Raw genomic sequence first — 21,755 nt, forward strand, 5'->3', positions numbered from 1 at the left:
GTCCTCAGTGTATGGGCGCGAAGCCTCGCTCGCGCATCAGGGCGTCGAGGCTCGCGTCCTTCCCACGAAACTTCCGGTAGCCCTCGAAGGGGTCGAGGGTGTTGCCCACTGAAAGCACGTGCTCGCGCAGCCGCGCGGCCACCTTCGCGTCATAGGCACCTCCGGCTTCCTGGAAGGCCTCGAAGGCGTCCGAAGCCAGCATGTCCGCCCAGAGGTAGCGGTAGTAGCCCGCCGCGTAGGTGTTGCTGGCGAAGACGTGTCCGAAATGGGGCATGCGGAAGCGCATGCCGACCTCCATGGGCGCACCCATCTGGCGGAGCACGTCGCGCTCGAAGGTGTCGGGGTCGATTCGCTTCGAGCCCGCCAGGTGCATCTTCATCTCCACCAGCGCGGAGGTGAGGAAGTCCACGGTGTAGAAGCCCTGGTTGAACGTCGCCGCCGTCTGGATGCGGGCCACGAGCGCCTGGGGCATGGGCTGTCCCGTCGTGTGATGCACCGCGAAGCGGCTCAGCACCTCCGGCGTGGCGAGCCAGTGCTCGAACAGCTTGGAGGGGAACTCCGCGTAGTCGCTCACCACGCGGCCACCCCCGAGCGACGGGTACGTCACGTCCCCGCTCAGCGTGTGCAGCGCGTGGCCGAACTCGTGGAACAGCGTCTGGGCGTCACGCCAGCCGAGCAGCGCGGGGCTTCCCGCCCCCGGCTTCACGAAGGGCATGCTGATGGCCACCAGGGCCGGCACCTCGCCACGGAAGCGCTCCTGGACGCGGTACGTCTCCGTCTGCCCTCCGTTGTATTTGCCCTCCCGCGCGTAGGGGTCGAAGTAGAGGAGCCCCCGCTCACGGCCGCTCTCGCGGTCCTTCACTGCGAAGACGCGCACGTCCGGGTGGAAGACGGGCACGTCCGGCGCGGGCGTGAAGGTGTAGCCGAAGAGCTGGCCCGCCACCCAGAACATGCCCTCGCGCAGGGTCTCCAGCTGGAGGTATGGCTTTACCTCGCTGTCGTCGAAGTCATAGGCCTGCTTGCGCACCTTCTCCGCGTAGTAACGGTAATCCCACGGCGCGATGGGCTCCTGCTGGCCCTGGCCCCGAGCAATGGCAGTCATCGCGGTGACCTCTTCCCGCACGCGCGCGACCGCGGGCGTCCACATCGTCTCCAGCAGCTTCATCGCGCGCTCGGGCGTCTTCACCATCGCGCGCTGGAGCTGCCGGTGCGCGTGGGTGGGGAAGCCCATGAGCTTCGCCTGCTCCGCGCGCACCGCGAGGATTTGCGTGATGACCGCGTTGTTGTCATGCGCGTCGCCGTGGTCGCCGCGGCTGTCGTAGTTGCGCCAGACCTTCTCGCGCAGCTCCCGTCGCTCCGAATACGTGAGGAAGTCCGCCACCACCGAGCGGGTATTGGACACAGCCCACTTGCCCGGCTGTCCGCGTGCCACGGCCTCGGCCGCCGTGGCCTTTCGCAGTGGCTCCGGCAGGCCCGCCAGGTCCGCCTCGTTCTCCAGGAGGGTGTAGCGCTTCTCGTCGGCGAGCACGTTCTGGTTGAACGTCGTGTAGAGCGTGGCGAGCCTTTGATTGAGCACGGCCAGCCGCTTCGCCCCCGCCGCGTCCAGGAGGGCGCCCGAGCGCACGAAGTCGTCGTAGTAGTACGCCACCAGTCGCTGCTGCTCCGGCGTCAGCTTCGCCTTCGCGGCCGAGTCCCGGACCGCCTTGATGCGGCGGAAGAGTTTCCGGTTCTGGGGATCCTCATCCCAGAACGCCGACAGCCGGGGTGCCATCTCGCGCTCCACGGCCTGGTACTCCGGTGAGCTCACGAACGAGGACCACGCGTTGTAGACCTCGTAGACGCGATTGAATGTCCGGCCCGAGTCCTGGAACGCGGCGACGGTGTTCTCGAAGGTGGGGGGCTCCTTCGAGTCCGCGATGGCGGCGACCTCGCTCCGCGCCTGCGCCATGGCGGCTTCGAGCGCTGGAGCGAAGTCCTCCACCCGCGCGCGGTCGAACGGCGGGACGCCTCCATGGGGTCCGGACCAGGGCGCGAGCAGAACATCCGGCGACGAAGCGGGGGCCGCGAAGGCCGTGCCCGCCAGGAGGACGAGGCATGCTGCGATTCTGTGTCGTGGCATGTGGACAGAATACGAGCCAGGATTGAGCGGCATCCATCGAATGGAATTCGCCCAGGAGCCTCGGATGGCCGCACTCGACCGAATTGATCGCGAGATTCTGGAGGCCCTCCAGAACAATGCACGGCTGTCCAACAAGGAATTGGCCGCGAAGGTGGGGCTGGCCCCGTCGTCGTGCCTCGCGCGGGTGAAGCGGCTGGAGACGGACGGGGTCATCCGCTCCTATCGCGCGGACCTGGATCCACGCTCGCTGGGGCTGGGGCTCCAGGCGCTCATCGCCGTGCAGCTCCGGCTCCACGTGGGAGAAGCCTTCGGCAGCATCGGCGACCACCTGCGCTCGCTGCCGGAGACGGTGGCCGTCTATTGCCTGGGCGGCACGACGGACTTCCTGGTGCATGTCGTGTGTCGGGACACCGAACACCTGCGCGTGCTCACCATCCAGTCCTTCACCAGCCGTCCGGAGGTGAGCCGCATCGAGACGTCACTGGTGTTCTCCTTCGCGCGCTCGGGGCTGCCGGTCGACCGCGGCGCCTGATGAGGCCGGCGCTGTAACCTTTTTTCGTCCTCGTTCGTGGTGGCCGTGGGATGCCCGGAATGCGCCGGGCGCCGGGACGGAGGACGGACATGCAGGCGACGAAGGTGGCCGTGGTGGGCGGGGGACTGGGCGGGCTCACGGCGGCGGCGATGCTCGCGCGAGGCGGCTGTGAGGTGACGGTGTACGAGCGCTCCAAGCACCTGGGAGGGCGGGCGAGGACGACGGAGGTGGAGGGCTTCCGCTTCAACCTGGGGCCGCATGCTCTGTACCGGGCGGGCGCGGCGTTTCGGGTGCTGGAGCGCCTGGGTGTGAAGCCCACGGGAGGCATTCCGAATCAGACGGGCTCCCATGCGCTGGTCGGCGGCCGGCTGCACACGCTGCCTCGGGGCGCCGTGACGCTGATGACGACGGACGTGCTGTCGCTCGCCTCGAAGCTGGAGGTGGCGAAGCTGCTGGCGGGGCTGGCCCGCATTGACACGCAGCCGTTGGGGTCCATGTCGATGCGCGAGTGGTTGGAGACGCGCCTGACGCGAAAGGACAGCCGGGCGCTCGTCGGGGCGCTGATCCGCGTGTCCTCGTACTGCGCGGACTTCGAAGCGCTCAGCGCGGAGGCGGGGCTGAAGCAGCTCCAGTGCGCGACCGCCGCCAACGTGCTGTACGTGGACGGAGGCTGGAGCACCCTGGTGGACGCGGTGGAGCGGTTGGGGCGCGAGGCGGGGGCCCGGCTGGAGCTGTCCGCGCGAGTGGAAGCCGTCGTCCTTCAAGAAGGCGGCAAGCGGGTCGAAGGTGTGCGGCTCGCGGACGGCACGGTGCACCGCGCGGACGCGGTGGTGATGGCGGGGAGCCCCGCGGACGTGGCGGCGCTCGTACCGGGAGACGAGGTGCTCGCGCGGGAGGCGCGGGAAGCGGTGCCCATCCAGGCGGCAACGCTGGAACTGGGACTGTCCGCCCTGCCGAGGCCGGACGCGTTGTTCGCGCTGGGACTGGATGGGCCCTGGTACGCGTCGGTGCATTCGGCCTCCGCGAAGCTGGCCCCGGAAGGGGGCGCGATGGTGCACGTGGCGAAGTACCTGGGCGGCTCGGACACGGAGGCGAGCGAGGCGGCGCTGGAAGCCGTGATGGACGCGCTCCAGCCGGGATGGCGCGCGAAGGTGGTGGCGCGGCGCTACCGGCCCTCGCTCACCGTCAGCGCCGGGCTGCCCCGGGCCGTGAGCGGCGGGCTGACCGGGCGTCCCTCCGTGGAGGTGCCGCACGTGGGCGGCCTGTTCCGAGTGGGCGACTGGGTGGGCGCGGAGGGAATGCTCGCGGATGCATCCCTGGCGAGCGCCGAGGCCGTGGAGCATGCCCTGGTGCGACGCACCGCGACGTCCCAGCGCAGCGCGGCGGGAACTTGAGGCGGATGGGCGCACAGGCCAGGAGCCCCTCCCCGGCGGCGCCGCGCAAAAACGTGTCCGACAGTCGGACAGGTTGGGGACCTTGGCGGGGCTCCCGCGCTGCCCCGGGCAGCTGGAAAACGTGTCGGACAGTCGGACAGGTTGGGCGGACCTCAGCCGGAAGATCCAGTTCCATCCCGACGGCAGGAGCCTGTCGGACAGTCGGACAGGTTGGGGGAACCGTGACCGGACCCTCGGCGCTGGCTCATGGACGCGGAAACTTGTCCGACAGTCGGACAGGTTGAGGGACCTTGGCGGGGCGCTCGGGCGCTGGCTCCGGACGGCGGAAACTTGTCCGACAGTCGGACAGGTTTGGCCCGGTCCGGGCCCGGAGGGGCTCGGCGTGGAGATTCGGGAGCTTGGGGTACCAGGCATCGCGGCGTTCCGGTGATGCTCTTGGATTGTTGGAACGTGAGGGCTTGAACGGGATGGATTCACAGGCGCGAGGAGCACTGGGACAGGCCGCACGCGAGCACGAGCGCTTCCTCTGGGGGCTCTGCTACCGGATGACCGGCGTGGCGGCGGACGCGGACGACCTGGTGCAGGACGTCTATGCGCGCGCGCTCGCGACGCCTCCGGAGCGCCTGGACACCCTGCGTCCCTGGTTGACCCGCGTGGCGGTGAACCTGGCGCGAGACCACCTGCGCCGCCGCCGTCGCGAGGGCTACGTCGGTCCCTGGCTGCCTTCGCCTTTGGAGACAGGCGATGAGGAGGTCCCTCCCTCGGTGGAGGCGAGGCTCCCGGGCGGCGGCTCGACGGAGGGACGCTATGAGTTGCTGGAGAGCGTCTCCTTCGCCTTCCTCCTGGCGTTGGAAGTCCTGTCGCCCAAGCAGCGGGCGGTGCTGCTGTTGCGCGACGTCTTTGATTACTCGGTGCTGGAAGTGGCCGAGTCGCTGCGCATGAGCGAAGCGAACGTGAAGGTGGTGCACCACCGCGCGCGGGCGGCCATGGCCGAGTATGACCAGTCACGTTGTGTGCCCACGCGCGACGTGCAGGCTCGCACGCGGGCCTCGCTGGAGGCCTTCCTGGGCGCCTTGGTCACGGGAGACGTGGCCGCCGCGGAGGCGCTGCTGGCCTCGGATGTGCGGGCACTGTCGGATGGTGGCGGAAAGGTGCGCGCGGCCCTGGTGCCCATCGTGGGTCCCCAGCGGGTCATCCTCTTCCTGCGCCGGCTGATGGAGATGCGGGGTCCGCCCGTGGCGTGGGAGGCGCGGATGCTCAACGGCCTGCCCGCCGTGGTGGCCGTGTTCCGCCCGGGGGCGGATCCACTGTTGGCCCTGCACATGGTGCTTCGCGTGGACCTGGACTCCAGCGGACGCATCCATGCGCTGCATTCCGTGTTGGTGGACCGGAAGCTCATGGGGGTGCGCAAGCCCGTGCCGGAATGACACGGACTTCATGGAAAAATGGTCCTGATAGAACTTTGGAAAATCGCATCCGTTTGAGCGGACTCCCCGGGAGTGGCGAGCAGGGCTTGCCACGTTCATCTGAGAGGAACTCGAATGTCGATGCGGAAGATGTGGGTCCCCAGGATCTTGATGTTGGGTGGTCTGACGTTGCTCGCCGGTTGCGGCCGTGAACCTCGCCCCGTGGAGGTCATCCAATCCCGAGGCGCTGGAGACGTGGCGCTGTTGATCGAGCGCGAGGACGGAGCAGGGCCCTACGTCGAAAGCACGGCGGAGCGCTTCCGGGTCGTCGCCTCGGGCGAAGCCATCAAGTCCGTGCGCTGGAGCGCCAACGCGGGGGTCGTCGAGTCCTCCGATGAGCGGGTCACCTGGACGCTGCCCACGCCGGGGACCGCGTCCCTGTCCGTCACCGTCGAGACGGAGTCCGGCAAGACCGCCGAGGGCGCGTTCCAGTTCAACGTGGTGGCCGCGCCGCTCGCCTCCAGCTCTGCCATCGACACGGGGCCGGATGTCACGGGCAGCAGCTGCGACATCGTGTTCGACAGCACGGGCAAGGGCCACGTCATCTACACGAACGACACCCACAACAGCCTGTGGTACGCGAGCTGGGACGGCACGTCCTGGGCGACGGAGCTGATTGACGGTCCCGGCTTCAACAACGGGGGCGTCTTCGTCGTGAAGAGCCAGCTGGCCGTCGACCCGGTCACTGGCACGCCGCACGTCGCCTATTCCAAGGGAAGCGGCAACATCAATACCTCGCCGATGCGGGTGGGCTATGCCACGCGCGTCAATGGCGTCTGGGTTCGCGAGGATGTCGACGCCTCGGTCGTGACCCGCATCAGCATCGCGCTCAACCCGGCGCAGGCGCAGCGGCCGGTCATCGTCTTCAGCAGCGGCAACGGGGGGAGCGTCAAGCTCGCAACCCGGACCGCGGCGAACACGTGGTCCAGCGTGCCGCTCTCCGTCGGCGCCCATGCGCTCACGAGTGACGCCCTCTTCGACGCGACCGGAGCGCTGCACTTCATCACGCACCAGCCCTTGAGTGGCTACGTCAGTCAGTCGCTGCAGGTCCTGCGGGGCTCGGCCGTGGAGTCCTTCCCGTTGAAGACCAGCTCCTTGGGGCCCTGGCTCGCGACGGCCTGGGGACCGGACTCGCACCTCCTGGCGCTCTCCAACAGCATCGCCGAAGGCGAATGGAACGCCATCGAGGACATCACGGTCGGGACGCCTGCCTCGGCCAGCACCCGGAGGGTCTCGACGGTGGATTACAAATACTCCTCGGCGGACCTGACCTACGGCGGAGGCAAGCCGGTCATCGCCCTGCGCAATGGGACGTCGCTGGCGCTCGGAACGACGGACGCGCAGGGCTTCTGGACGTACACACAGCTGGGGACGGTGCAGGACGGCTCCCGTCCGAGCGTGGCGATCCGTCCCACGGATGGTGTGCCGCATGTCTGCTACCAGCGGGACGGCAAGGTGACCTTCCAGTAGGCCGGTCCACGTCTGGATTGCCCCAAAGGGTGAAGCCCCTGTCCAAGCGCTCCCTCCGTCACCAGTTCCCTGGTGACGAGCGGGGCGAGCGAACGGGGGGCAGGTATGGCGGGACGCGGGGACGACTCACCAGCGGGAGGAGAGCCATCCCTGTTCGCCCGGCTGGCGGTGGGCGTGTTCCGGCACCGGGGCCGGGTGCTGGTGGGCACGCTGGTGCTCCTCGCCGCGGCGGTGTGGGCGCTGCTCCGGGGTGGGCACCTCACCACCGGCACCATCGAGGGCATTGAATCCGCGAAGGCCGAAGCACTCGCGCGCGGTGCCGCCGCAGGGTCGAATGATCAGACCCTGGCGGTCATCTTCCACCATGATGAATGGACCACGGACGAGCCGCGCTTCGCCCAGGCGGTGACGTCCGTACTGTCGCGCGTGGAGCGGCTGCCCGAGGTCGCGTCGGTGGTGTCGCCCATTGGTGCCCCCGAGGCCTTCCGCGCCCGCTTCGTGGCGAGGACGGGCCACGACCTGCTGGCGCTGGTGCGACTCAAGGGCGGAGAGCGCGAGGCCACCGCCGCGTTCCCCTCCGTGCGCGCGGCATTGGAGGACCCGAACCTCCGGACGACGCTCACCGGCAAGGTGGCCTTCCTGGCCGCGCTCAATGAATTGCTGGAACACGACCTGCTGCGCGCGGAGTTGCTGTCATTCCCGCTGGCGCTGGTGGTCCTGCTGTGGGTGTTCCGGACGGTGGTGGCGGCGATGCTGCCGTTGGTGGTGGGCGGCCTGGCGGTGCTCTGCGGCGTGGCGGGCGTGATGCTGCTGTCGCACGCCACGAACATGGCCCAGTACACGCTCAACGTGGTGTCGCTCATCGGGCTGGGCGTGGCCATCGACTACTCGCTCTTCATCGTGAGCCGCTTCCGCTCCGAGCTCGCGCTGGGACTCAGCACGGAGCAGGCACTGACGCGCACGCTGGACACCGCCGGGCGGGCCGTGGCGTTCTCGGGGTTGGCCGTCACGGTGGGGTTGGGAGGCCTGCTCTTCTTCCGAGGCTCGTACCTGAGCGCCATGGGACTGGGCGGTGCCCTGGTGGTGGCCTTCGCGGTCCTCTTCGCGCTCACCGTGCTGCCCGCGCTCCTCGCCTGGCTGGGGCCCCGGGTGGACCGGGGGCGGTTGCCCTTCGCGCGGAAGGAGGGCCGCGGCGGCGCCTGGCACGCGCTGGCCACCTGGGTGATGCGGCATCCCTGGTGGGTGCTGTTGCCCACGCTGACGCTGCTGCTGGCCATGGGGCTGCCGTTCCGGCGGCTGCAACTGGCGGCCACGGACATCACCGCGCTGCCCGAGGACACGGAAGCACGCCAGGGCGCGGAGACCCTGGCCCGCCTGTTCCCCCGCGAGGCCGCCACCCGCGTCCTGGTGGCGGTGGAGTTCCCAGGTGGCAATCCCCTCACACCGGAGCGCGCGGGCGCTCTCTATGACGCCAGCCGCCGGGTGGCTTCCATGCCCGGCGTGGTCGGCGTGGAGAGCGCGGTGGACCTGGGCCCCGGCATGGACCGGGCAACCGTCCTGCGCATGGCCGCCGCGCCACCCCAAATGCTCCCACCGGAGCTCCAGGCCGCGCGGGCCGCGTACGCCACCGGCAACGTGGCGGTGATGCAGGTGCTGACGTCCTCGGCGCCCAGCAGCCTGGAGGCGCGCAACCTGGTGCGTGCGCTGCGCGAGGACCGCACGGTGGGCGACGGCCAGTGGCTGGTGGGAGGACAGACCGCGACGGACGTGGACGCGGCGGCCTTCGTGAAGCACCACACGCCCGCGGCGGTGGGGTTCGTGATGGGGATGACGTGCATCGTCCTCTTCGTGCTGCTGCGCTCCGTGGTGCTGCCCTTGAAGGCGCTCCTGATGAACCTCTTGTCACTGGCCGGTTCGTTCGGCGCCCTGGTGTGGATCTTCCAGGAAGGACACCTGCACCGGCTGCTGCGCTTCGAACCCGGGCCCATCGAACCGTCGCTGCCCATTCTCTTGTTCTGCGCGCTGTTCGGCCTGTCCATGGACTACGAGGTGCTGCTGCTCAGCCGCATCCGCGAGGAGTATCTGCGCACGGGCGACAACACCCACGCGGTGGCCGAAGGCCTGGAGCGGACCGGCGGCCTCATCACCAGCGCGGCGGCCATCATGGTGGCCGTGTTCGCGGCCTTCACGCTGGCGTCGGTGGTGGTGGTGAAGGCCATGGGGTTGGGCATGGCCATCGCGGTCGCGCTGGATGCGACGCTGGTCCGGGTGCTCATCGTCCCCGCGATGATGCGCCTGATGGGGGACTTCAACTGGTGGGGGCCCGGCCACTGGAGACGCTCGCACACTCGGGCGCAAGGGACGGAGGTGCGGCCATGAACGCGCGGAACCTCGCATGGACGGCGGCGGCGCTGGGCGTGCTCGTGCACGGACACCGGGAGTTGATGGCCGGTCTGCGGCGGCGCGCGGCTCCGCCCGTGAAGCGCTTCGAACCGCCCGCGGTGACGGTCATCCGGCCCATCCGGGGCCTGGACGTGGACGCGCGCGAGAACGTGCGCGCGCTGCTGGGCCTGGACTATCCCGGCGAGTGGGAGGTGCTCTTCGTCTTCGACAGCGAGGACGACCCGGCGTTCCTCCCCACCCGTGAGGAGGTGGCCGCCCGCCCGACGCGCGCGAAGCGGGTGGAGCTGATTGTCGCGGGCGAGCCACCGGCGGGGATGACGGGCAAGCTCAACGCGATGCAGGTGGGCGTGGCCCGCTCCCGGTGCGAGCTGCTGGCCTTCAGCGATTCGGACACGCGGCCCTCGCCCGGGGTGCTCACGGCGCTGGTGGGCGCGCTGCTGGAGGATGGCGGAACGGGCGCCACGTTCGCGCCCATCTACGCGGCGGCGGACGCGCCCCTGGCGGGCGACGTGGGCTACGGGCTGCTGGTGAACGCGTGGTACGGCGCGTCGGTCGCGTGCACCGCGGCGCCGGATGGCGCGCTGCCCTTCCTCATGGGGCAGCTGATGGTGTTCCGGCGCCAGGCGCTGGAGTCCATCGGGGGCGTGGGCTGCGCCGCCGGGCAGTTCGTGGATGACATGTACCTGGGGCGCCGGCTGCACGAGGCCGGGTGGAAGAACCGCGTCGTCCACGCCCCCCTGCGCGTCGTCACGGGACACCTGGGGCTGGGCGCCTTCCTGCGCATCTTCCGGCGGTGGCTCCTCTTTTCGGAGTCGGGCATCCCCGGGACCTTCGCGAGGCCCCTCTGGGTGCGCGGCGCGGTGAGCTGGCTGTCGTGGGGCGCGCTGGCGACGGCGGTGGCGCGAAGGGCCTGGAGCCCGGCGCTCCTGTCGGCGGTGCCCATCGGCTTCTCCGTGTGGAGCCAGCTGCGGCTCCAGCGGGCCTGTCACGGACCGGAGGTCGCCCCCCGGCACTACTGGGTGCCGGCGCTCCTCCCGCTCCTGGGGGCCGGCGTGGCGCTGTCCGCGCGGCTGTCTCGCGACGTGGACTGGCGCGGCCGGGGCTACCGGTTGGATGCGAAGGCGCGCCTGGGTGAAGCCCAGCCCGCCCGGGCCAGCGTGTAGACGGGACGGCGGACGCGACGATGCAGCCAGCTCTCCACCTGTTCCACCGCGCTCGCCATGGTGCCACGCAAGGGCGGCCCGGCCGAGCGCAACAGCGGCGCGGCGGACCGCAGGCTGCCTCCCTCTCCGTTCGGCGAGAGCATCGCGGCGAAGGCATGGGCGACGACGCGCAGGTACTCGCGGACCATCACCCGCATGCGGGGCTCCTCGGAAGACAGCAGGGCCATGGAGGCGCGCGCGCCGCCAGGGCTGTGCTCCCAGTAGTGCAACAGGCCCATGCGCAGCGCGTGCATGCCCTCGTCCTGCCTGGCGAAGGCGCTGTAGAGCGCGGAGGCGAGCGCGACGCGGGTGCGCTGCGCGGGCCGCCGCGCGTGCGCGTAGTGCTCCAGCGCGCGGGCGACGTGGTCCGGGTAGCGGTCCAGAGACTCCTGGAGGGCGCGGGCATCGTGGAAGCACGAAGCCATGCCGCTGGCCGTGAGCGGGTGGCAGCACGCGGCGGCGTCGCCCACGAGCACGGCGCTCCCCATCCAGACGGTCTCCGCCAACCAGTCGTCGTTGGAGGCCATGCGCACCGTGGGCCGCTGCTCCAGCGCCTGCAAGACGGCCTCCCTCAGTCGCGAGGGCAGGGCGAGCAGCAACTCCGGGTGTTCCTTCAGCGTCTGGGCCGTGCTGCCCAGGGGCAGGTCCACCATCACGCGCGCCACGCCGGGCTGGATGGTGTAGGCCAGCGCGTGCACGGCGCCGCCCACGAACTGGTGCCCGTATTCAGGGTGGGTGAGGCAGTCGCTGTCCACGGTCACGCCCAGCATGGTGGACAGGCGCTGGTGGTGCTCGGCGATGCCCAGCATCCGCCGCACGGGCGACGCGCGTCCGTCCGCGGCCACGAGCAGCCGGGCGTGCACGGTGTGCTCGGCGCCCGCGTGCGAATAGCGCAGGCGTACGCCGCGCTCGCAGTTGTGCTCCACGGCCGTCACGCGGGCCCGGATGCGCACGGTGACGCCGCGCCGCCGCGACACGGACTCCAGCAAGGGCAGGGTGAGGGCGGCGTGTTCGAGCGACAGTCCCGTCACACCGCGACCGTAGGGCAGGACGAGCGTGCGGGCGGGGGCATGGAAGCGCACCGCGAAGCCCTGCACGGGCTGGGCCTTCCAGCCATCCACGACGTCCCCGAAGCCCAGCGCGCGCAAGTCTCTCACCCCGGGCGGGTGGAGCAATTCGCCCGCGAGCTGCTTGTGCCGGTCCACGCCCGCGTCCAGCAGCAGGACGGACCACCCCAGGTCGGAAAGCGCCGCCGCCACCGCGCAGCCCGCGGGCCCGCCCCCGGCTATCACCACCTCGGTGTCCCCCACGTCGCCCCCGCTCGGTTCGCAGACACCATGTCTGGCATTGACGACTTATCCATTGAAGCGCGGCGCCGCACGCGGAGGAGGCAGGCATGAAAGTGCAGGTTGCATCATTCTGTCGCACACAATTGCCCCGGGTCTCCCGGACCTTCGCGCTCAACATCCCGCTATTGCCGGAGCCCCTGGACCTGGCGGTGACGGTGGCCTACCTGCTGTGCCGCATCGCGGACACGCTGGAGGACGAGTCCCCCGGGGCACTTCACGGTGCATTGCTCGACGAACTGGGGGCCCTGGTGTCGCTGGAGCCGGGCTGGGAGGCCCGTGCCCGCTCCTTCGCGCGAAGGGCGCGGCGGGCCCTGCGGGATGAGGTGCCACCAGCGGAGGCCGAGCTGGTTTCAGAGACTTCGACCGTGCTCGAAACCCTGGCCTCGCTTCCTTCCTGGGTCCACCCGCCCATCGCGCGATGCGTGCGCACGATGACCGGCGGCATGAATCAGATGCAGCGGATGCATGGGGGGAGCGGGCAGGTCATGGGGCTGCCCGACCTCCAGGCGACGTTCATGTATTGCTATTACGTGGCGGGTGTCGTCGGCGAGATGTTGACCGGCCTCTTCGTCGCCAGCTCACCCCGGGTTGCCTGGCGTGAGCAGCGGCTCATGACGCGGGCGCCTGCCTTTGGCCGGGCCCTGCAGCTCACCAACATCCTCAAGGACGTGCGCGAGGACCTGGACCGCGGAAGTTGCTGGCTGCCCAGGGACCGCATGGCCGCGCATGGCCTCACGTCCTCCACGCTGGCCCTGCCTTCGCTCCGTGCGAACGCCGTGGCGCTGATGGATGAACTGGTGGCGGTGGCGCGCGGGGAGCTGGACGTCGCGCTGGAGTACTCGCTGGCGCTGCCCGTGGAGGAGCCCGGTCTGCGGCTGTTCTGTCTCTACCCGCTCTTCTTCGCGGCCGCGACGCTCGACGCGGTGGAGGGCAACCCGGCGGTGTTCGAACCCGAGCCCGTGAAGATTCCCCGGGAGACGGTGGCGACGCTGATGCGGCTCACGCAGGAGCGGGTGGACTCGGATGAAGCGCTGCGGGCGCTCTACGCCAGCTGCTCGCGGGCGTCCCGGAGCGGCGTGGAGGCCTGGAGTTGATGCGGCGGGCGCGCGACATGCTGGCCGGGACGCAGGCGGCGGACGGCTCCTGGATGGGGGACTACAGCGGTCCGCTGTTCCTGGGCCCGGTGTACGTGGCCGGGCTGTACGTGATGGGGCGCACGCCGGAGGCGTCCGTCCGCGACGGGATGGTCGCCCACATGCGTGCGCACCAGAACCCGGATGGAGGCTGGGGGCTGGACGTGGAGTCGCCCAGCCTCGTCTTCACGTCGGTGCTCAACTACGTCGCGCAGCGGCTGTTGGGCGTTGGCGCGGACGACCCGGAACTCGTCCGCGCGAGGGCGTGGTTCCTTCCCCACGGAGGCCCGCTGGGCAGTGCGTCCTGGGGGAAGTTCGTCCTCGCCCTGCTGGGGCTCTACGAATACGAGGGCCTCGCGCCCGTGCCTCCGGAGCTCTGGCTGTTGCCGCGAGGGCTGCCGTTCCATCCCTCCCGGCTCTGGTGCCACTGCCGCATGGTGTACCTGCCCATGGGCTGGCTCTATGGGCGCCGGGTCCGCGCCGCGGAGACACCGCTGTTGGCCGAGCTGCGGCGCGAGCTGTACGCCCAACCCTACGCGGATGTGGATTGGAATGCAGCGCGCGGACGCGTGGCCCGTACGGACGCCTACAGCCCCCACGGTCTGGGATTGCGCGCCGTGCACCGCGTGCTGGGTTTGTATGAGCGGTTCCATCCGAAGCGGCTGCGGGAACGCGCGCTGGAAGAATCCCTGGCGTTGATTCACGGCGAGGACGCGGCGACGCACTTCGTCTGCATCGGGCCCATCAACAAGGTGCTCGACATGGTGGTGTGTCACGTGGCGCGGCCTGACGGGCCGGAGGTGCGGGCCCACCTGGAGCGCCTGCCGGACTACCTCCAGCAGACGCGGAAAGGCATCACGGTCAACGGCTACAATTCCTCCCAGCTCTGGGACACCGCCTTCGCGGTGCAGGCGCTGGTGGCCTCCGGAGAGTCCGTCTGGGCGCGGGACACGCTGGAGCGCGCGGGTCGCTTCCTGGAGGCGCAGCAGGTGCTGGAGGATTCGCCAGACGCCGAGCGCCACCACCGGCATCCGAGCAGGGGAGGGTGGCCCTTCAGCACCCGCGCGCACGGCTGGCCCATCAGCGATTGCACGGCGGAGGCACTGAAGGCGTGTCTGTTGTTGGAGCCGCTCGGGCTCAATCGCGTGCCGCGTGAGCGCCTGGAGCAGGCCGTGGCGTTCATCCTGTCCTTGCAGAACCGGGACGGCGGCTGGGCCACCTACGAGCGGCAGCGGGGGCCTCGTTGGCTGGAGCGGTTCAATCCCTCGGACGTCTTCGCCGGCATCATGGTGGACCCCAGCTACGTGGAGTGCACGTCGGCCTGCGTCCAGGCGCTGGCGGCGTGGCGCGGCGCATGGCCGCACGCACCGGTGGGCCCGGCCATCGCGAGGGGCGCGGACTTCCTGCGACGCCAGCAGCGTCCGGACGGCGGCTGGGAGGGGGCCTGGGGCGTGTGCTTCAGCTATGGCACGTGGTTCGGCGTCACCGGGCTGGTGGCCTCGGGTGCGGGGACCGGAGACCCCGCCCTGCGCAAGGCCGTCACGTTCCTGAAGGCCCACCAGCGCGAGGACGGCTCCTGGAGCGAAACCATCCAGGCCTGCCGCGAGCGCCGCTGGGTGGAGGGGCACTCGGGCCACGCGGTGACGACGTCCTGGGCCGTGCTGTCACTGGTGGCCGCGGGCGAAGCGAACGCGGAGGCCACGCGCCGGGGCGTGGCGTGGCTGCGCGAGCGGCAGGCGGCGGACGGCCAGTGGCCACGAGAGCCCCTGGCCGGCGTCTTCAGCCGCACCTGCGCCATCCACTACGACGCCTACCTGCGCATCTTTCCGCTGTGGGCGCTGTCGCTCGCGGAGCGACAGGCCGGGGACTTCAAGGCGCGCGAAGGCTCTGCGAACCCAGGTAGTCCATCTTGCCCAGGTTGACGCCGTTGTGACGCAGCAGCGCGTACGCGTGGGTGACGTGGAAGAAGAAGTTGGGGACCGCGTTCTCCAGGAAGTAGTCCGCGCCGCTCATCACCTGGCCCTCCCAGCGGGGGTGGGTGATGACGCGACCGGCGGCGCCCTCGAAGTCCTTCCCCGTGAACGTGTCCAGGTACTCGATGGTGGAGCGGACGCGGGCGCTGAGCTCCTCCAGCGTCTGCTCCGTGTCCGGGTTGGACGGCGCGGCCTTGCCTGACAGTCGCGAGGCCGCCAGCTTCACGGCGTCACAGCCGATCTGCACCTGACGCACGAACGGGAGCTGGTCCGGCGCCAGCCGGAAGTTCAGGTAGAGGTTCGGGTCGAAGGACTTCGCCTTGGCGTGGGCCGCGGCCGTCTCCAACCACTTGCTCAACTGCCCCAGCTGCTTCTTCATCTGCGAAAAGGTCTCGAAGTACATGGGCGCGCAAGCTAACGGGACAGCCATTGGCGCGCGAGCCAATCGCAAGGGCATCTGGCCCCACGAATCCAGACGCCCTGCGTCACGCCCAGGTCACTGCTCCATGGAAGGGGTTTCCGTGCGGTCCACATCCTCCCGCTGTTGCCTGTTCGCCGCGCTGGTCCTCTGGGCGGTGCGGCCCTCCGTCGCCCTCGCCCAGCCGCCGGGAGCAGCTCCGGCGGCGCGCCACGCCCAGGTGGATGCGCTGTTCGCCCCGTGGACCGGCGGTGCGACGCCCGGCTGCGCGGTGGCGGTCTCCCGCGATGGCGTCCTGGACTACGCGAGCGGTTACGGCATGGCGAGCCTGGAGTACGGCGTCCCCATCACGCCGGACTCCATCTTCCACGTGGCCTCCATCTCCAAGCAGTTCACCGCCTTCGCGATGGGGCTGCTGGAGCAGGAGGGCAAGCTGTCGCGGGACGACGACATCCGGAAGTACCTGCCGGAGCTGCCGGACCTGGGCAAGAAGGTCACCCTCGCGGATCTGGTGCACCACACCAGCGGCCTGCGGGAGCAGTTCCACCTGCTGAACATGGCCGGCTGGCGGGGCGATGACCTGATGACCGAGGACGACGTGCTGTGGGTCATGGCCCGGCAGCGCGGGTTGAACTTCGAACCGGGCACGGAGTGGGGCTACAACAACACCGGCTACACGCTGCTGTCGGTCATCATCAAACGGGTGGCGGGGAAGTCCCTGCGGGCGTTCGCGGAGGAGCGCATCTTCCAGCCACTGGGGATGCGCGACACGCACTTCCACGACGACCACTCAGAGGTCGTGAAGCGGCGCGCGTCGGCCTATTCACCGCGCGACGGGGGTGGCTGGCGCATCAGCGTCCCGGTGTTCGACTACTACGGCTCCACCAGCCTGTTCACCACGGTAGGGGACCTCTTGAAGTGGGAGGCGAACCTCCTCCAGCCGCGCGTGGGCGGACAGGCGCTGGTGGACTGGCTGCGGACCTCCGCCACGTTGAAGAGCGGTGAAGCGACCGGCTACGGCGCGGGCCTGACGCTGGGCACCTACCGGGGCCAGCGGACGTTCGGGCACAACGGCGCGGACGCGGGCTACCGCTCGAGCGTCGCCGTCTACCCGGACTCGCGGTTGGTCGTCGCCGCGTTCTGCAATGCCTCCACGGCCGTGCCGGCCGAGCTCGTGCGGCAGGTGGCCGACCTGTATCTGGGGACGCGCCCCTCAGCAGTGAATGCATCCACGATGACGGTGCCGGAGCCAGCGCTGAAGGAGCTCGCGGGCGTCTACTGGAGCGCGGTGACGGATCAGGTCCTGCGGCTGGAGGTGAAGGACGGAGCGTTGCGTGGCGTCGGCTCGCCCATGCCGCTCGTGCCGGTCGAGCCCGGCCTGTTCCGCGTGGGTGACTCCACGGAGGAGTGGCGCTTCCCGGCGCAGGCCGCCCGGTCGCCGCGCGAGGTCCACGTCCGGGACACGACGAGTGCGCTGCCCGCCCGCGTCTACACGCGCGTGGACGCGCGGCTGCCGTCCGCCTCCGCGCTGGACGCGCTCGCGGGCCAGTACCGCAGCGACGAGGTGGACATGACCTTCACGGTGCGCATGGAGGACGGCAAGCCGCGAGTTCGCTGGCAGCGCCAGAAGAGCACCGTGCTCGAAGCCGTCGGTGGGGACCGCTTCGTCAGCGACGCGCTGGGGACGGTCACCTTCACGCGCGCGAAGTCGGGCCAGGTGGATGGACTGACCCTCAGCACGCTCCGCGCTCGCCGCCTGCGCGCGGAGCGGTTGCCTGCGCCGCGGAAGACGCAGGGCCGTTGAGGGACGCCGGCTCAGGCCTTGAACGTCATCAAGGGCCGCAGCCGGGCCACCTCCCGGACGATGTCGGCGTCCACCTGGGAGGCCACCACCGGGCCAATGGGCTTGTAGGCGGCGGGGGCCTCCTCGATGCGGCGTTCGGCCCGCAGCGCGATGCAGTCCACCCCCGTCAGCCCCAGGTCCTCCTCCCGGTGCTTCGCGCCTCCCCGTGACATGGAGAAGCGCGAGTGCGCCCGCCCGGCCCCATGCGAGGCCGACGCCAGGGCCTTCGCGTTGCCCAGGCCCCGCATCAGGTAGGACGTGGCGCCCATGGAGCCGGGGATGATGACCGGTTGGTCCTCCTCGGCAGGGCAGGCCCCCTTGCGCGCCAGCCAGCCGCCTTCCCAGGGCAGGGTGATGTTGTGGGGCACGTCGTAGACGAGCGGCGCCTCCACGTCCCCGAACAACTCCCTCAGCGTCTGCCGCACCAGCTCCGCGAGCAGCAGCCGGTTGAGGAAGGCGTAGTTGGCCGCCGTGGCCTCCGCCTTCAGGTACTCGCGCACCTTCGCCGGATCCGCGAGCGGGAAGATACCGCTCGCTGGGTGCTGCGCCCCCGAGGGCCACGCGGCGCGCGCCCGCTCCTGCCAGGTGCGCCCCACGTGCTTGCCCATGTCCCGCGAACCGGAGTGCACCATGAACGCGAGCTGCCCCTCCCGCACGCCCCAGGCCCACGCCCGCGCGCGGTCCACCACGGCCTCCACCCGCTGCACCTCCACGAAGTGGTTGCCTCCGCCAATGGTGGCGAGTCCAGGGTCGCGCACCACGCCCTCCCGCCGCAGCCCGGTGGGCGCCCAGGCCGGGTCCCCCTCCAGCGCCCCGCCCAGATAGACGCGGTCGGCCTCGCGGTGAAGCTGGCCCAGCTCCATCCGGGCCGCCATGCCCAGGGGCTGGCCTTCCGTCTCCAGGAGCCAGCCGGGCAGGCCGTCCCGCAGCAGCGCCTCCAGGGCGCGCGAGCCCTGGGCGACGTCCCGCGTGCCGAAGAAGTAGTGCCCCTTCATCCGCTCGACGAAGGCGTCGCGGCGGGCGAGGAAGGCGTCCACGGGGATGTCCGCGACATGCAGGCGCATGCCGCAGTTGATGTCCGTGCCCACCGCGCCGGGGACCACCAGGCCCTCCGTGTGGACCACCGACCCGATGGCCACCCCGGAGTCACCCGGATGGAAGTCCGGCGTCGCGCGCACCTGCTTCACGCGGCCGCCGTCGGGGTGATGGAGCGCGGCGAGCGCCGCGAGCTGCTGGAGCGCCTTGCCCTCCACCGGCAGGTCCGGCGGAAGGAGGACTTCAGCGGGGGGAGCATGGGGATCCGCCTGGAGGCGGACCGTGTAGACACGACCGTCGTAAGCAACGTCGAGCCCCTCGCGGGCAAGTGCCCGCAGGAGCCGGTTCAGTTTCGGCTGCATGACCTTCTCGGGATCTGACCCGGGCGGATTTCAGCCCGGGGGACGTGAGCGATGGATTCGAGACCTCGGGTCAGCAGCCGCGGTCGGGACGCCGGAGCGTCCGCGACCCCCTGGACGATCCAACACACCGTGCCTGACGGGCTCGCGAAAAGATCCGCTCCAGTCGAGGATGGGCCCATGGACGTGTCGAAGCAGGGGAATGGAGCGGTGTCATGACGGTGGCGGTCCTACGGGCCCAGGCCCCGGAGTTCGATGTGGCGTCCGTCCTGGACCGCTTCCCGGACTGCCACCCGGATGCCGTCTGGCTCCAGGGGGAGCAGCTGCAGCGCCAGGGAAGGCACTCGACCTCGGGCTTCAACCTCACCCTGGTGGAGGACGGGGAGGGCACGCTGCACGGCCCCGTCGCCGCCGCCCGCAGGCAACTGGAGGTGCTGGCCCCCCTGCTCGCGGAGCTGCGCCAGCAGGCCGTCCCCTGCGTCGTGGATTTCGGGCTGTTCGTCGGCACCTCGCGGCACTTCACCAGCTCCGTCCACTTCCCACCCGACGACGTCCGGTGGTTCGCGGACCAGGGAATCGCCCTGGCCGTCTCCGCCTATCCGACGGCCGAGGAGGAGTCGGAGGACTCCTCGGGCAACCTCCAATGAGCGCGAAGACCGCCCCCCGCTGGGACCCCGGAGCCGTACCGACCTTCTGGATCAACCATGCGTCCCGGTTGCTGATGCGCCACTTCGAGCAGCGGTTGCGGCCGCTCGAGTTCGGGATGGCCTACCTGCCGGTGGTCATCGCGCTGGAGGAGCACGGGCCGCTCCTGCAGAAGCAGCTCGCGGAGTACGCCCACGTCGAGCAGCCCACCATGGCCGCGCTCCTCACGCGGATGGAGCGCGATGGGCTCATCCAGCGTCAGCCGCACCCGGACGACAAGCGCGCGACCCGGATATCGCTCTCGGCCAAGGCCCGGGAGCGCCTGCCCCAGGCGAAGGAGCAACTGGAGGAGGTCGCGGATCAGGCGACCGCGGGCTTCAGCGAACGCGAGCGCGCCACGTTCATGTCGCTCCTGCGCCGCGTGGTGGACAACCTGGAGCCGGCGTCCGGGGATTGAGCCATCATTTCCCAGAACGTCAGAGGGGTCTTGTAGGGTGCGCGCCCCTCCGGAAGATTCCCTTCCGGCATTGCACAAGGTCGAGGCCTCTTGAACCGCTCCTCCTTCCTGATGCGCGCGCTGCGCACCGGCACGCTCTGTCTCGTGGGCGCCAGCTCGCTGATGACCGCCTGTGATTCCAACGATGATGATTCACCCGTCGACCCGGCTCCGGTGGACCGGTCGCCGCGCACGCTGACGCTGCTGCAGACCAGTGACCTGCACACCAACATCTTCCCGTGGGACTACTTCTCCGGGAAGGCTGACGCGAAGCGCGGCCTGGCCAAGGTGGCCACGCTCATCAAGCAGGAGCGCGCGAAGAACCCGGACTGCACGCTGCTCGTCGACACGGGTGACACCATCCAGGGCTCGCCGCTCGGCACCTACTACGCCCAGGTGGACAACGCGCCCAAGCACCCCATGGCCGCCGCCATGAACGAGCTGGGCTACGCCGCCATGGCCATGGGCAACCACGAGTTCAACTACGGCCAGGACGTCCTCAACAAGTTCAAGGGCGAGGCGAACTTCCCCCTGCTCGGCGCCAACGTGCGCAAGAGCTCGGACGGCTCCGAGGCCTTCACCCCGTACGTGATGACCACGGTGTGCGGCGTGAAGGTCGGCATCCTCGGCCTGGTGACGCCGGGCGTGGCCACGTGGGAGCGCAAGGACAACATCGCCGGGCTGCGCTTCGATGAACCGCTGGAGACCGCGAAGACGTATGTGCCGAAGATGAAGCAGGCCGGCGCGGACGTGGTGGTGGTGGCCATCCACGGCGGCCCGGACAAGCAGCCGACGGGCAGCGCGACCAGCCCCGAGTCGTGGCTCGCGGACTACGCGGACGCCACGAAGTGGACCGACCGCGGCAACCTCACCGCTGAGAACCAGGCCGTGCAGATCGCCCAGCAGGTGGCGGACGTGGACGTGCTCCTCACCGGCCACACCCACCAGCCCATCCCGAAGATGCTGCTGAAGCAGCAGGATGGCCGCGAGGTCCTCCTCACGCAGCCCAACCGCTGGGGCAGCCACCTGGCGGACGTGCAGCTCAACGTCACCTGGAACGGCGAGCGCTGGGGCGTGGACGCGCACGACTCGCAGCTCCACGCGGTGGACGAAACGGTGGCGGAGGATGCCAACGTCAAGCAGCTCACCCAGGCCGCCCACGACACCACGGTGGCCTACGTGAACCAGAAGATTGGCAGCACCACCGCGGCCTTCACGGGCGGCTTCCCCGGCCGCTATGTCGACAGCGCCCTGTCGGACCTGCTCAACATCGTGCAGGAGGAGGCCGCGGCGGAGGCCGGCTTCCCCGTGGACCTGTCCGCGACCGCCCTGTTCTCCAATGACGTCGCGCTGCCTGCGGGGGACGTCACCCTGCGTGACGCCTACAGCGTCTACATCTACGACAACACGCTGTACGTGATGGAGATCAACGGCTCCATCCTCCGGCGCGCGCTGGAGATGAACACGCTGTACTTCAAGCAGCTGGACGCGGCCAACCTGCCCGCGAAGCCCGCGGACGCGAAGGCCACCACGCCCGTCGTCGCGGACTACAACTGGGACCTCTACTCGCACATCGAGTACGGCTATGACTTGACGAAGCCCGCGGGCTCCCGGCTCACGCACCTGCGCTTCAAGGGCGAGGACGTGAAGGACGACCAGGTCTTCCGCATCGCCGTCAACAACTACCGCGGCGGTGGCGGCGGCGGGTACAGCATGTTCAAGGAGGGCCGCATGCTGTGGTCCTCCGCGGACGGGGTGCGTGACTACGTCGCGCGCTACATGCAGGAGCACCAGAACCTGTCTCCGGACGCGGTGAACACCTGCAACTTCACGCTCGCGCCGGACCTCTACGCGAAGTACTTCCAGGCCACGCTCGGCCCGGCGAAGTGCGCGCCCGTCGTGCAGTGACGTAAGGAAC

The 21,755-nt window shown here is 70.1% G+C and carries 16 protein-coding genes; 12 read left to right on the forward strand and 4 right to left on the reverse strand.

What is annotated here, in order from left to right; genetic code table 11:
• Window positions 1-4: 4 nt before the first annotated feature.
• Window positions 5-2,119, reverse strand: a complete 2,115-nt coding sequence (locus D7Y04_RS08585) for a M3 family metallopeptidase (protein ID WP_233601311.1) — start codon at window positions 2,117-2,119, stop codon at window positions 5-7.
• Between the two features lie 64 nt (window positions 2,120-2,183).
• On the opposite strand from D7Y04_RS08585, the gene D7Y04_RS08590 reads away from it, so the two are divergent.
• The 6 genes from D7Y04_RS08590 (at window position 2,184) to D7Y04_RS08615 (ending at window position 10,547) form a co-directional block, all read left to right on the forward strand.
• Window positions 2,184-2,651 (forward strand): Lrp/AsnC family transcriptional regulator, encoded by a 468-nt coding sequence (locus D7Y04_RS08590; protein WP_120578838.1) that lies wholly within the window; start codon window positions 2,184-2,186, stop codon window positions 2,649-2,651.
• An 89-nt stretch (window positions 2,652-2,740) separates the two neighbouring features.
• Entirely contained in the window at window positions 2,741-4,045 is a 1,305-nt protein-coding gene (locus tag D7Y04_RS08595) for an NAD(P)/FAD-dependent oxidoreductase (protein WP_121758894.1), read from the forward strand.
• A gap of 467 nt (window positions 4,046-4,512) precedes the next feature.
• Window positions 4,513-5,472, forward strand: a complete 960-nt coding sequence (locus D7Y04_RS08600; RefSeq protein WP_121758895.1) for a sigma-70 family RNA polymerase sigma factor — start codon at window positions 4,513-4,515, stop codon at window positions 5,470-5,472.
• A 150-nt stretch (window positions 5,473-5,622) separates the two neighbouring features.
• Window positions 5,623-6,981: a hypothetical protein gene (locus D7Y04_RS08605; protein ID WP_147477062.1), complete on the forward strand. Its 1,359-nt coding sequence runs from the start codon at window positions 5,623-5,625 to the stop codon at window positions 6,979-6,981.
• Between the two features lie 105 nt (window positions 6,982-7,086).
• Window positions 7,087-9,360 (forward strand): MMPL family transporter, encoded by a 2,274-nt coding sequence (locus tag D7Y04_RS08610; RefSeq protein WP_121758897.1) that lies wholly within the window; start codon window positions 7,087-7,089, stop codon window positions 9,358-9,360.
• The gene (locus D7Y04_RS08615) at window positions 9,357-10,547 is read left to right on the forward strand and encodes a glycosyltransferase family 2 protein (RefSeq protein WP_120598531.1); all 1,191 of its coding nucleotides are present in this window, start codon (window positions 9,357-9,359) and stop codon (window positions 10,545-10,547) included. Before D7Y04_RS08610 ends, D7Y04_RS08615 begins: the two co-directional genes overlap by 4 nt.
• Here the strand turns inward: D7Y04_RS08615 and D7Y04_RS08620 are convergent.
• On the reverse strand, window positions 10,487-11,896 hold the full coding sequence (locus tag D7Y04_RS08620; RefSeq protein WP_120598532.1) for an NAD(P)/FAD-dependent oxidoreductase: 1,410 nt from the start codon (window positions 11,894-11,896) through the stop codon (window positions 10,487-10,489). The genes D7Y04_RS08615 and D7Y04_RS08620 overlap by 61 nt on opposite strands.
• Before the next feature lie 86 nt (window positions 11,897-11,982).
• Here D7Y04_RS08620 and D7Y04_RS08625 point away from each other — a divergent pair, with 86 nt between their 5' ends.
• Together D7Y04_RS08625 and D7Y04_RS08630 are read left to right on the forward strand one after the other, a co-directional pair.
• Window positions 11,983-13,029, forward strand: coding sequence for a phytoene/squalene synthase family protein (locus D7Y04_RS08625; protein WP_121758898.1), 1,047 nt, complete (start codon window positions 11,983-11,985; stop codon window positions 13,027-13,029).
• Window positions 13,029-14,990 (forward strand): 2,3-oxidosqualene cyclase, encoded by a 1,962-nt coding sequence (locus D7Y04_RS08630; RefSeq protein ID WP_121758899.1) that lies wholly within the window; start codon window positions 13,029-13,031, stop codon window positions 14,988-14,990. The genes D7Y04_RS08625 and D7Y04_RS08630 overlap by 1 nt, the downstream gene beginning before the upstream one ends.
• On the opposite strand, the gene D7Y04_RS08635 is transcribed toward D7Y04_RS08630, so the two are convergent.
• Window positions 14,938-15,444 carry a DUF1993 family protein gene (locus D7Y04_RS08635; RefSeq protein ID WP_121758900.1) on the reverse strand — a complete coding sequence of 169 codons (507 nt, stop codon included), beginning with the start codon at window positions 15,442-15,444 and terminating at the stop codon, window positions 14,938-14,940. The two genes, D7Y04_RS08630 and D7Y04_RS08635, sit on opposite strands and share 53 nt — an antisense overlap.
• A 118-nt stretch (window positions 15,445-15,562) precedes the next feature.
• On the opposite strand from D7Y04_RS08635, the gene D7Y04_RS08640 reads away from it, so the two are divergent.
• Window positions 15,563-17,263 carry a serine hydrolase gene (locus D7Y04_RS08640; RefSeq protein ID WP_233601312.1) on the forward strand — a complete coding sequence of 567 codons (1,701 nt, stop codon included), beginning with the start codon at window positions 15,563-15,565 and terminating at the stop codon, window positions 17,261-17,263.
• 11 nt (window positions 17,264-17,274) lie between these two features.
• On the opposite strand, the gene D7Y04_RS08645 is transcribed toward D7Y04_RS08640, so the two are convergent.
• Window positions 17,275-18,699, reverse strand: a complete 1,425-nt coding sequence (locus D7Y04_RS08645; RefSeq protein ID WP_121758902.1) for an RtcB family protein — start codon at window positions 18,697-18,699, stop codon at window positions 17,275-17,277.
• A gap of 212 nt (window positions 18,700-18,911) precedes the next feature.
• On the opposite strand from D7Y04_RS08645, the gene D7Y04_RS08650 reads away from it, so the two are divergent.
• The 3 genes from D7Y04_RS08650 (at window position 18,912) to D7Y04_RS08660 (ending at window position 21,745) form a co-directional block, all read left to right on the forward strand.
• Window positions 18,912-19,343 carry a hypothetical protein gene (locus D7Y04_RS08650; protein ID WP_120593498.1) on the forward strand — a complete coding sequence of 144 codons (432 nt, stop codon included), beginning with the start codon at window positions 18,912-18,914 and terminating at the stop codon, window positions 19,341-19,343.
• The gene (locus tag D7Y04_RS08655) at window positions 19,340-19,798 is read left to right on the forward strand and encodes a MarR family winged helix-turn-helix transcriptional regulator (protein WP_120593497.1); all 459 of its coding nucleotides are present in this window, start codon (window positions 19,340-19,342) and stop codon (window positions 19,796-19,798) included. Before D7Y04_RS08650 ends, D7Y04_RS08655 begins: the two co-directional genes overlap by 4 nt.
• Window positions 19,799-19,909: 111 nt before the next feature.
• Window positions 19,910-21,745, forward strand: a complete 1,836-nt coding sequence (locus D7Y04_RS08660; RefSeq protein WP_172815935.1) for a 5'-nucleotidase C-terminal domain-containing protein — start codon at window positions 19,910-19,912, stop codon at window positions 21,743-21,745.
• Window positions 21,746-21,755 lie beyond the last annotated feature (10 nt).

Source organism: Corallococcus sp. AB038B, from assembly GCF_003668955.1.
Classification (GTDB): Bacteria; Myxococcota; Myxococcia; order Myxococcales; family Myxococcaceae; genus Corallococcus; species Corallococcus exiguus.

Coding starts and splice junctions, on each gene's coding strand:
- D7Y04_RS08585 (WP_233601311.1), bottom strand. CDS start 2,119: ATGCCACGACACAGAATCGCAGCATGCCTCGTCCTCCTGGCGGGCACG.
- D7Y04_RS08590 (WP_120578838.1), top strand. CDS start 2,184: ATGGCCGCACTCGACCGAATTGATCGCGAGATTCTGGAGGCCCTCCAG.
- D7Y04_RS08595 (WP_121758894.1), top strand. CDS start 2,741: ATGCAGGCGACGAAGGTGGCCGTGGTGGGCGGGGGACTGGGCGGGCTC.
- D7Y04_RS08600 (WP_121758895.1), top strand. CDS start 4,513: ATGGATTCACAGGCGCGAGGAGCACTGGGACAGGCCGCACGCGAGCAC.
- D7Y04_RS08605 (WP_147477062.1), top strand. CDS start 5,623: ATGTTGGGTGGTCTGACGTTGCTCGCCGGTTGCGGCCGTGAACCTCGC.
- D7Y04_RS08610 (WP_121758897.1), top strand. CDS start 7,087: ATGGCGGGACGCGGGGACGACTCACCAGCGGGAGGAGAGCCATCCCTG.
- D7Y04_RS08615 (WP_120598531.1), top strand. CDS start 9,357: ATGAACGCGCGGAACCTCGCATGGACGGCGGCGGCGCTGGGCGTGCTC.
- D7Y04_RS08625 (WP_121758898.1), top strand. CDS start 11,983: ATGAAAGTGCAGGTTGCATCATTCTGTCGCACACAATTGCCCCGGGTC.
- D7Y04_RS08630 (WP_121758899.1), top strand. CDS start 13,029: ATGCGGCGGGCGCGCGACATGCTGGCCGGGACGCAGGCGGCGGACGGC.
- D7Y04_RS08635 (WP_121758900.1), bottom strand. CDS start 15,444: ATGTACTTCGAGACCTTTTCGCAGATGAAGAAGCAGCTGGGGCAGTTG.
- D7Y04_RS08645 (WP_121758902.1), bottom strand. CDS start 18,699: ATGCAGCCGAAACTGAACCGGCTCCTGCGGGCACTTGCCCGCGAGGGG.
- D7Y04_RS08650 (WP_120593498.1), top strand. CDS start 18,912: ATGACGGTGGCGGTCCTACGGGCCCAGGCCCCGGAGTTCGATGTGGCG.
- D7Y04_RS08655 (WP_120593497.1), top strand. CDS start 19,340: ATGAGCGCGAAGACCGCCCCCCGCTGGGACCCCGGAGCCGTACCGACC.
- D7Y04_RS08660 (WP_172815935.1), top strand. CDS start 19,910: ATGCGCGCGCTGCGCACCGGCACGCTCTGTCTCGTGGGCGCCAGCTCG.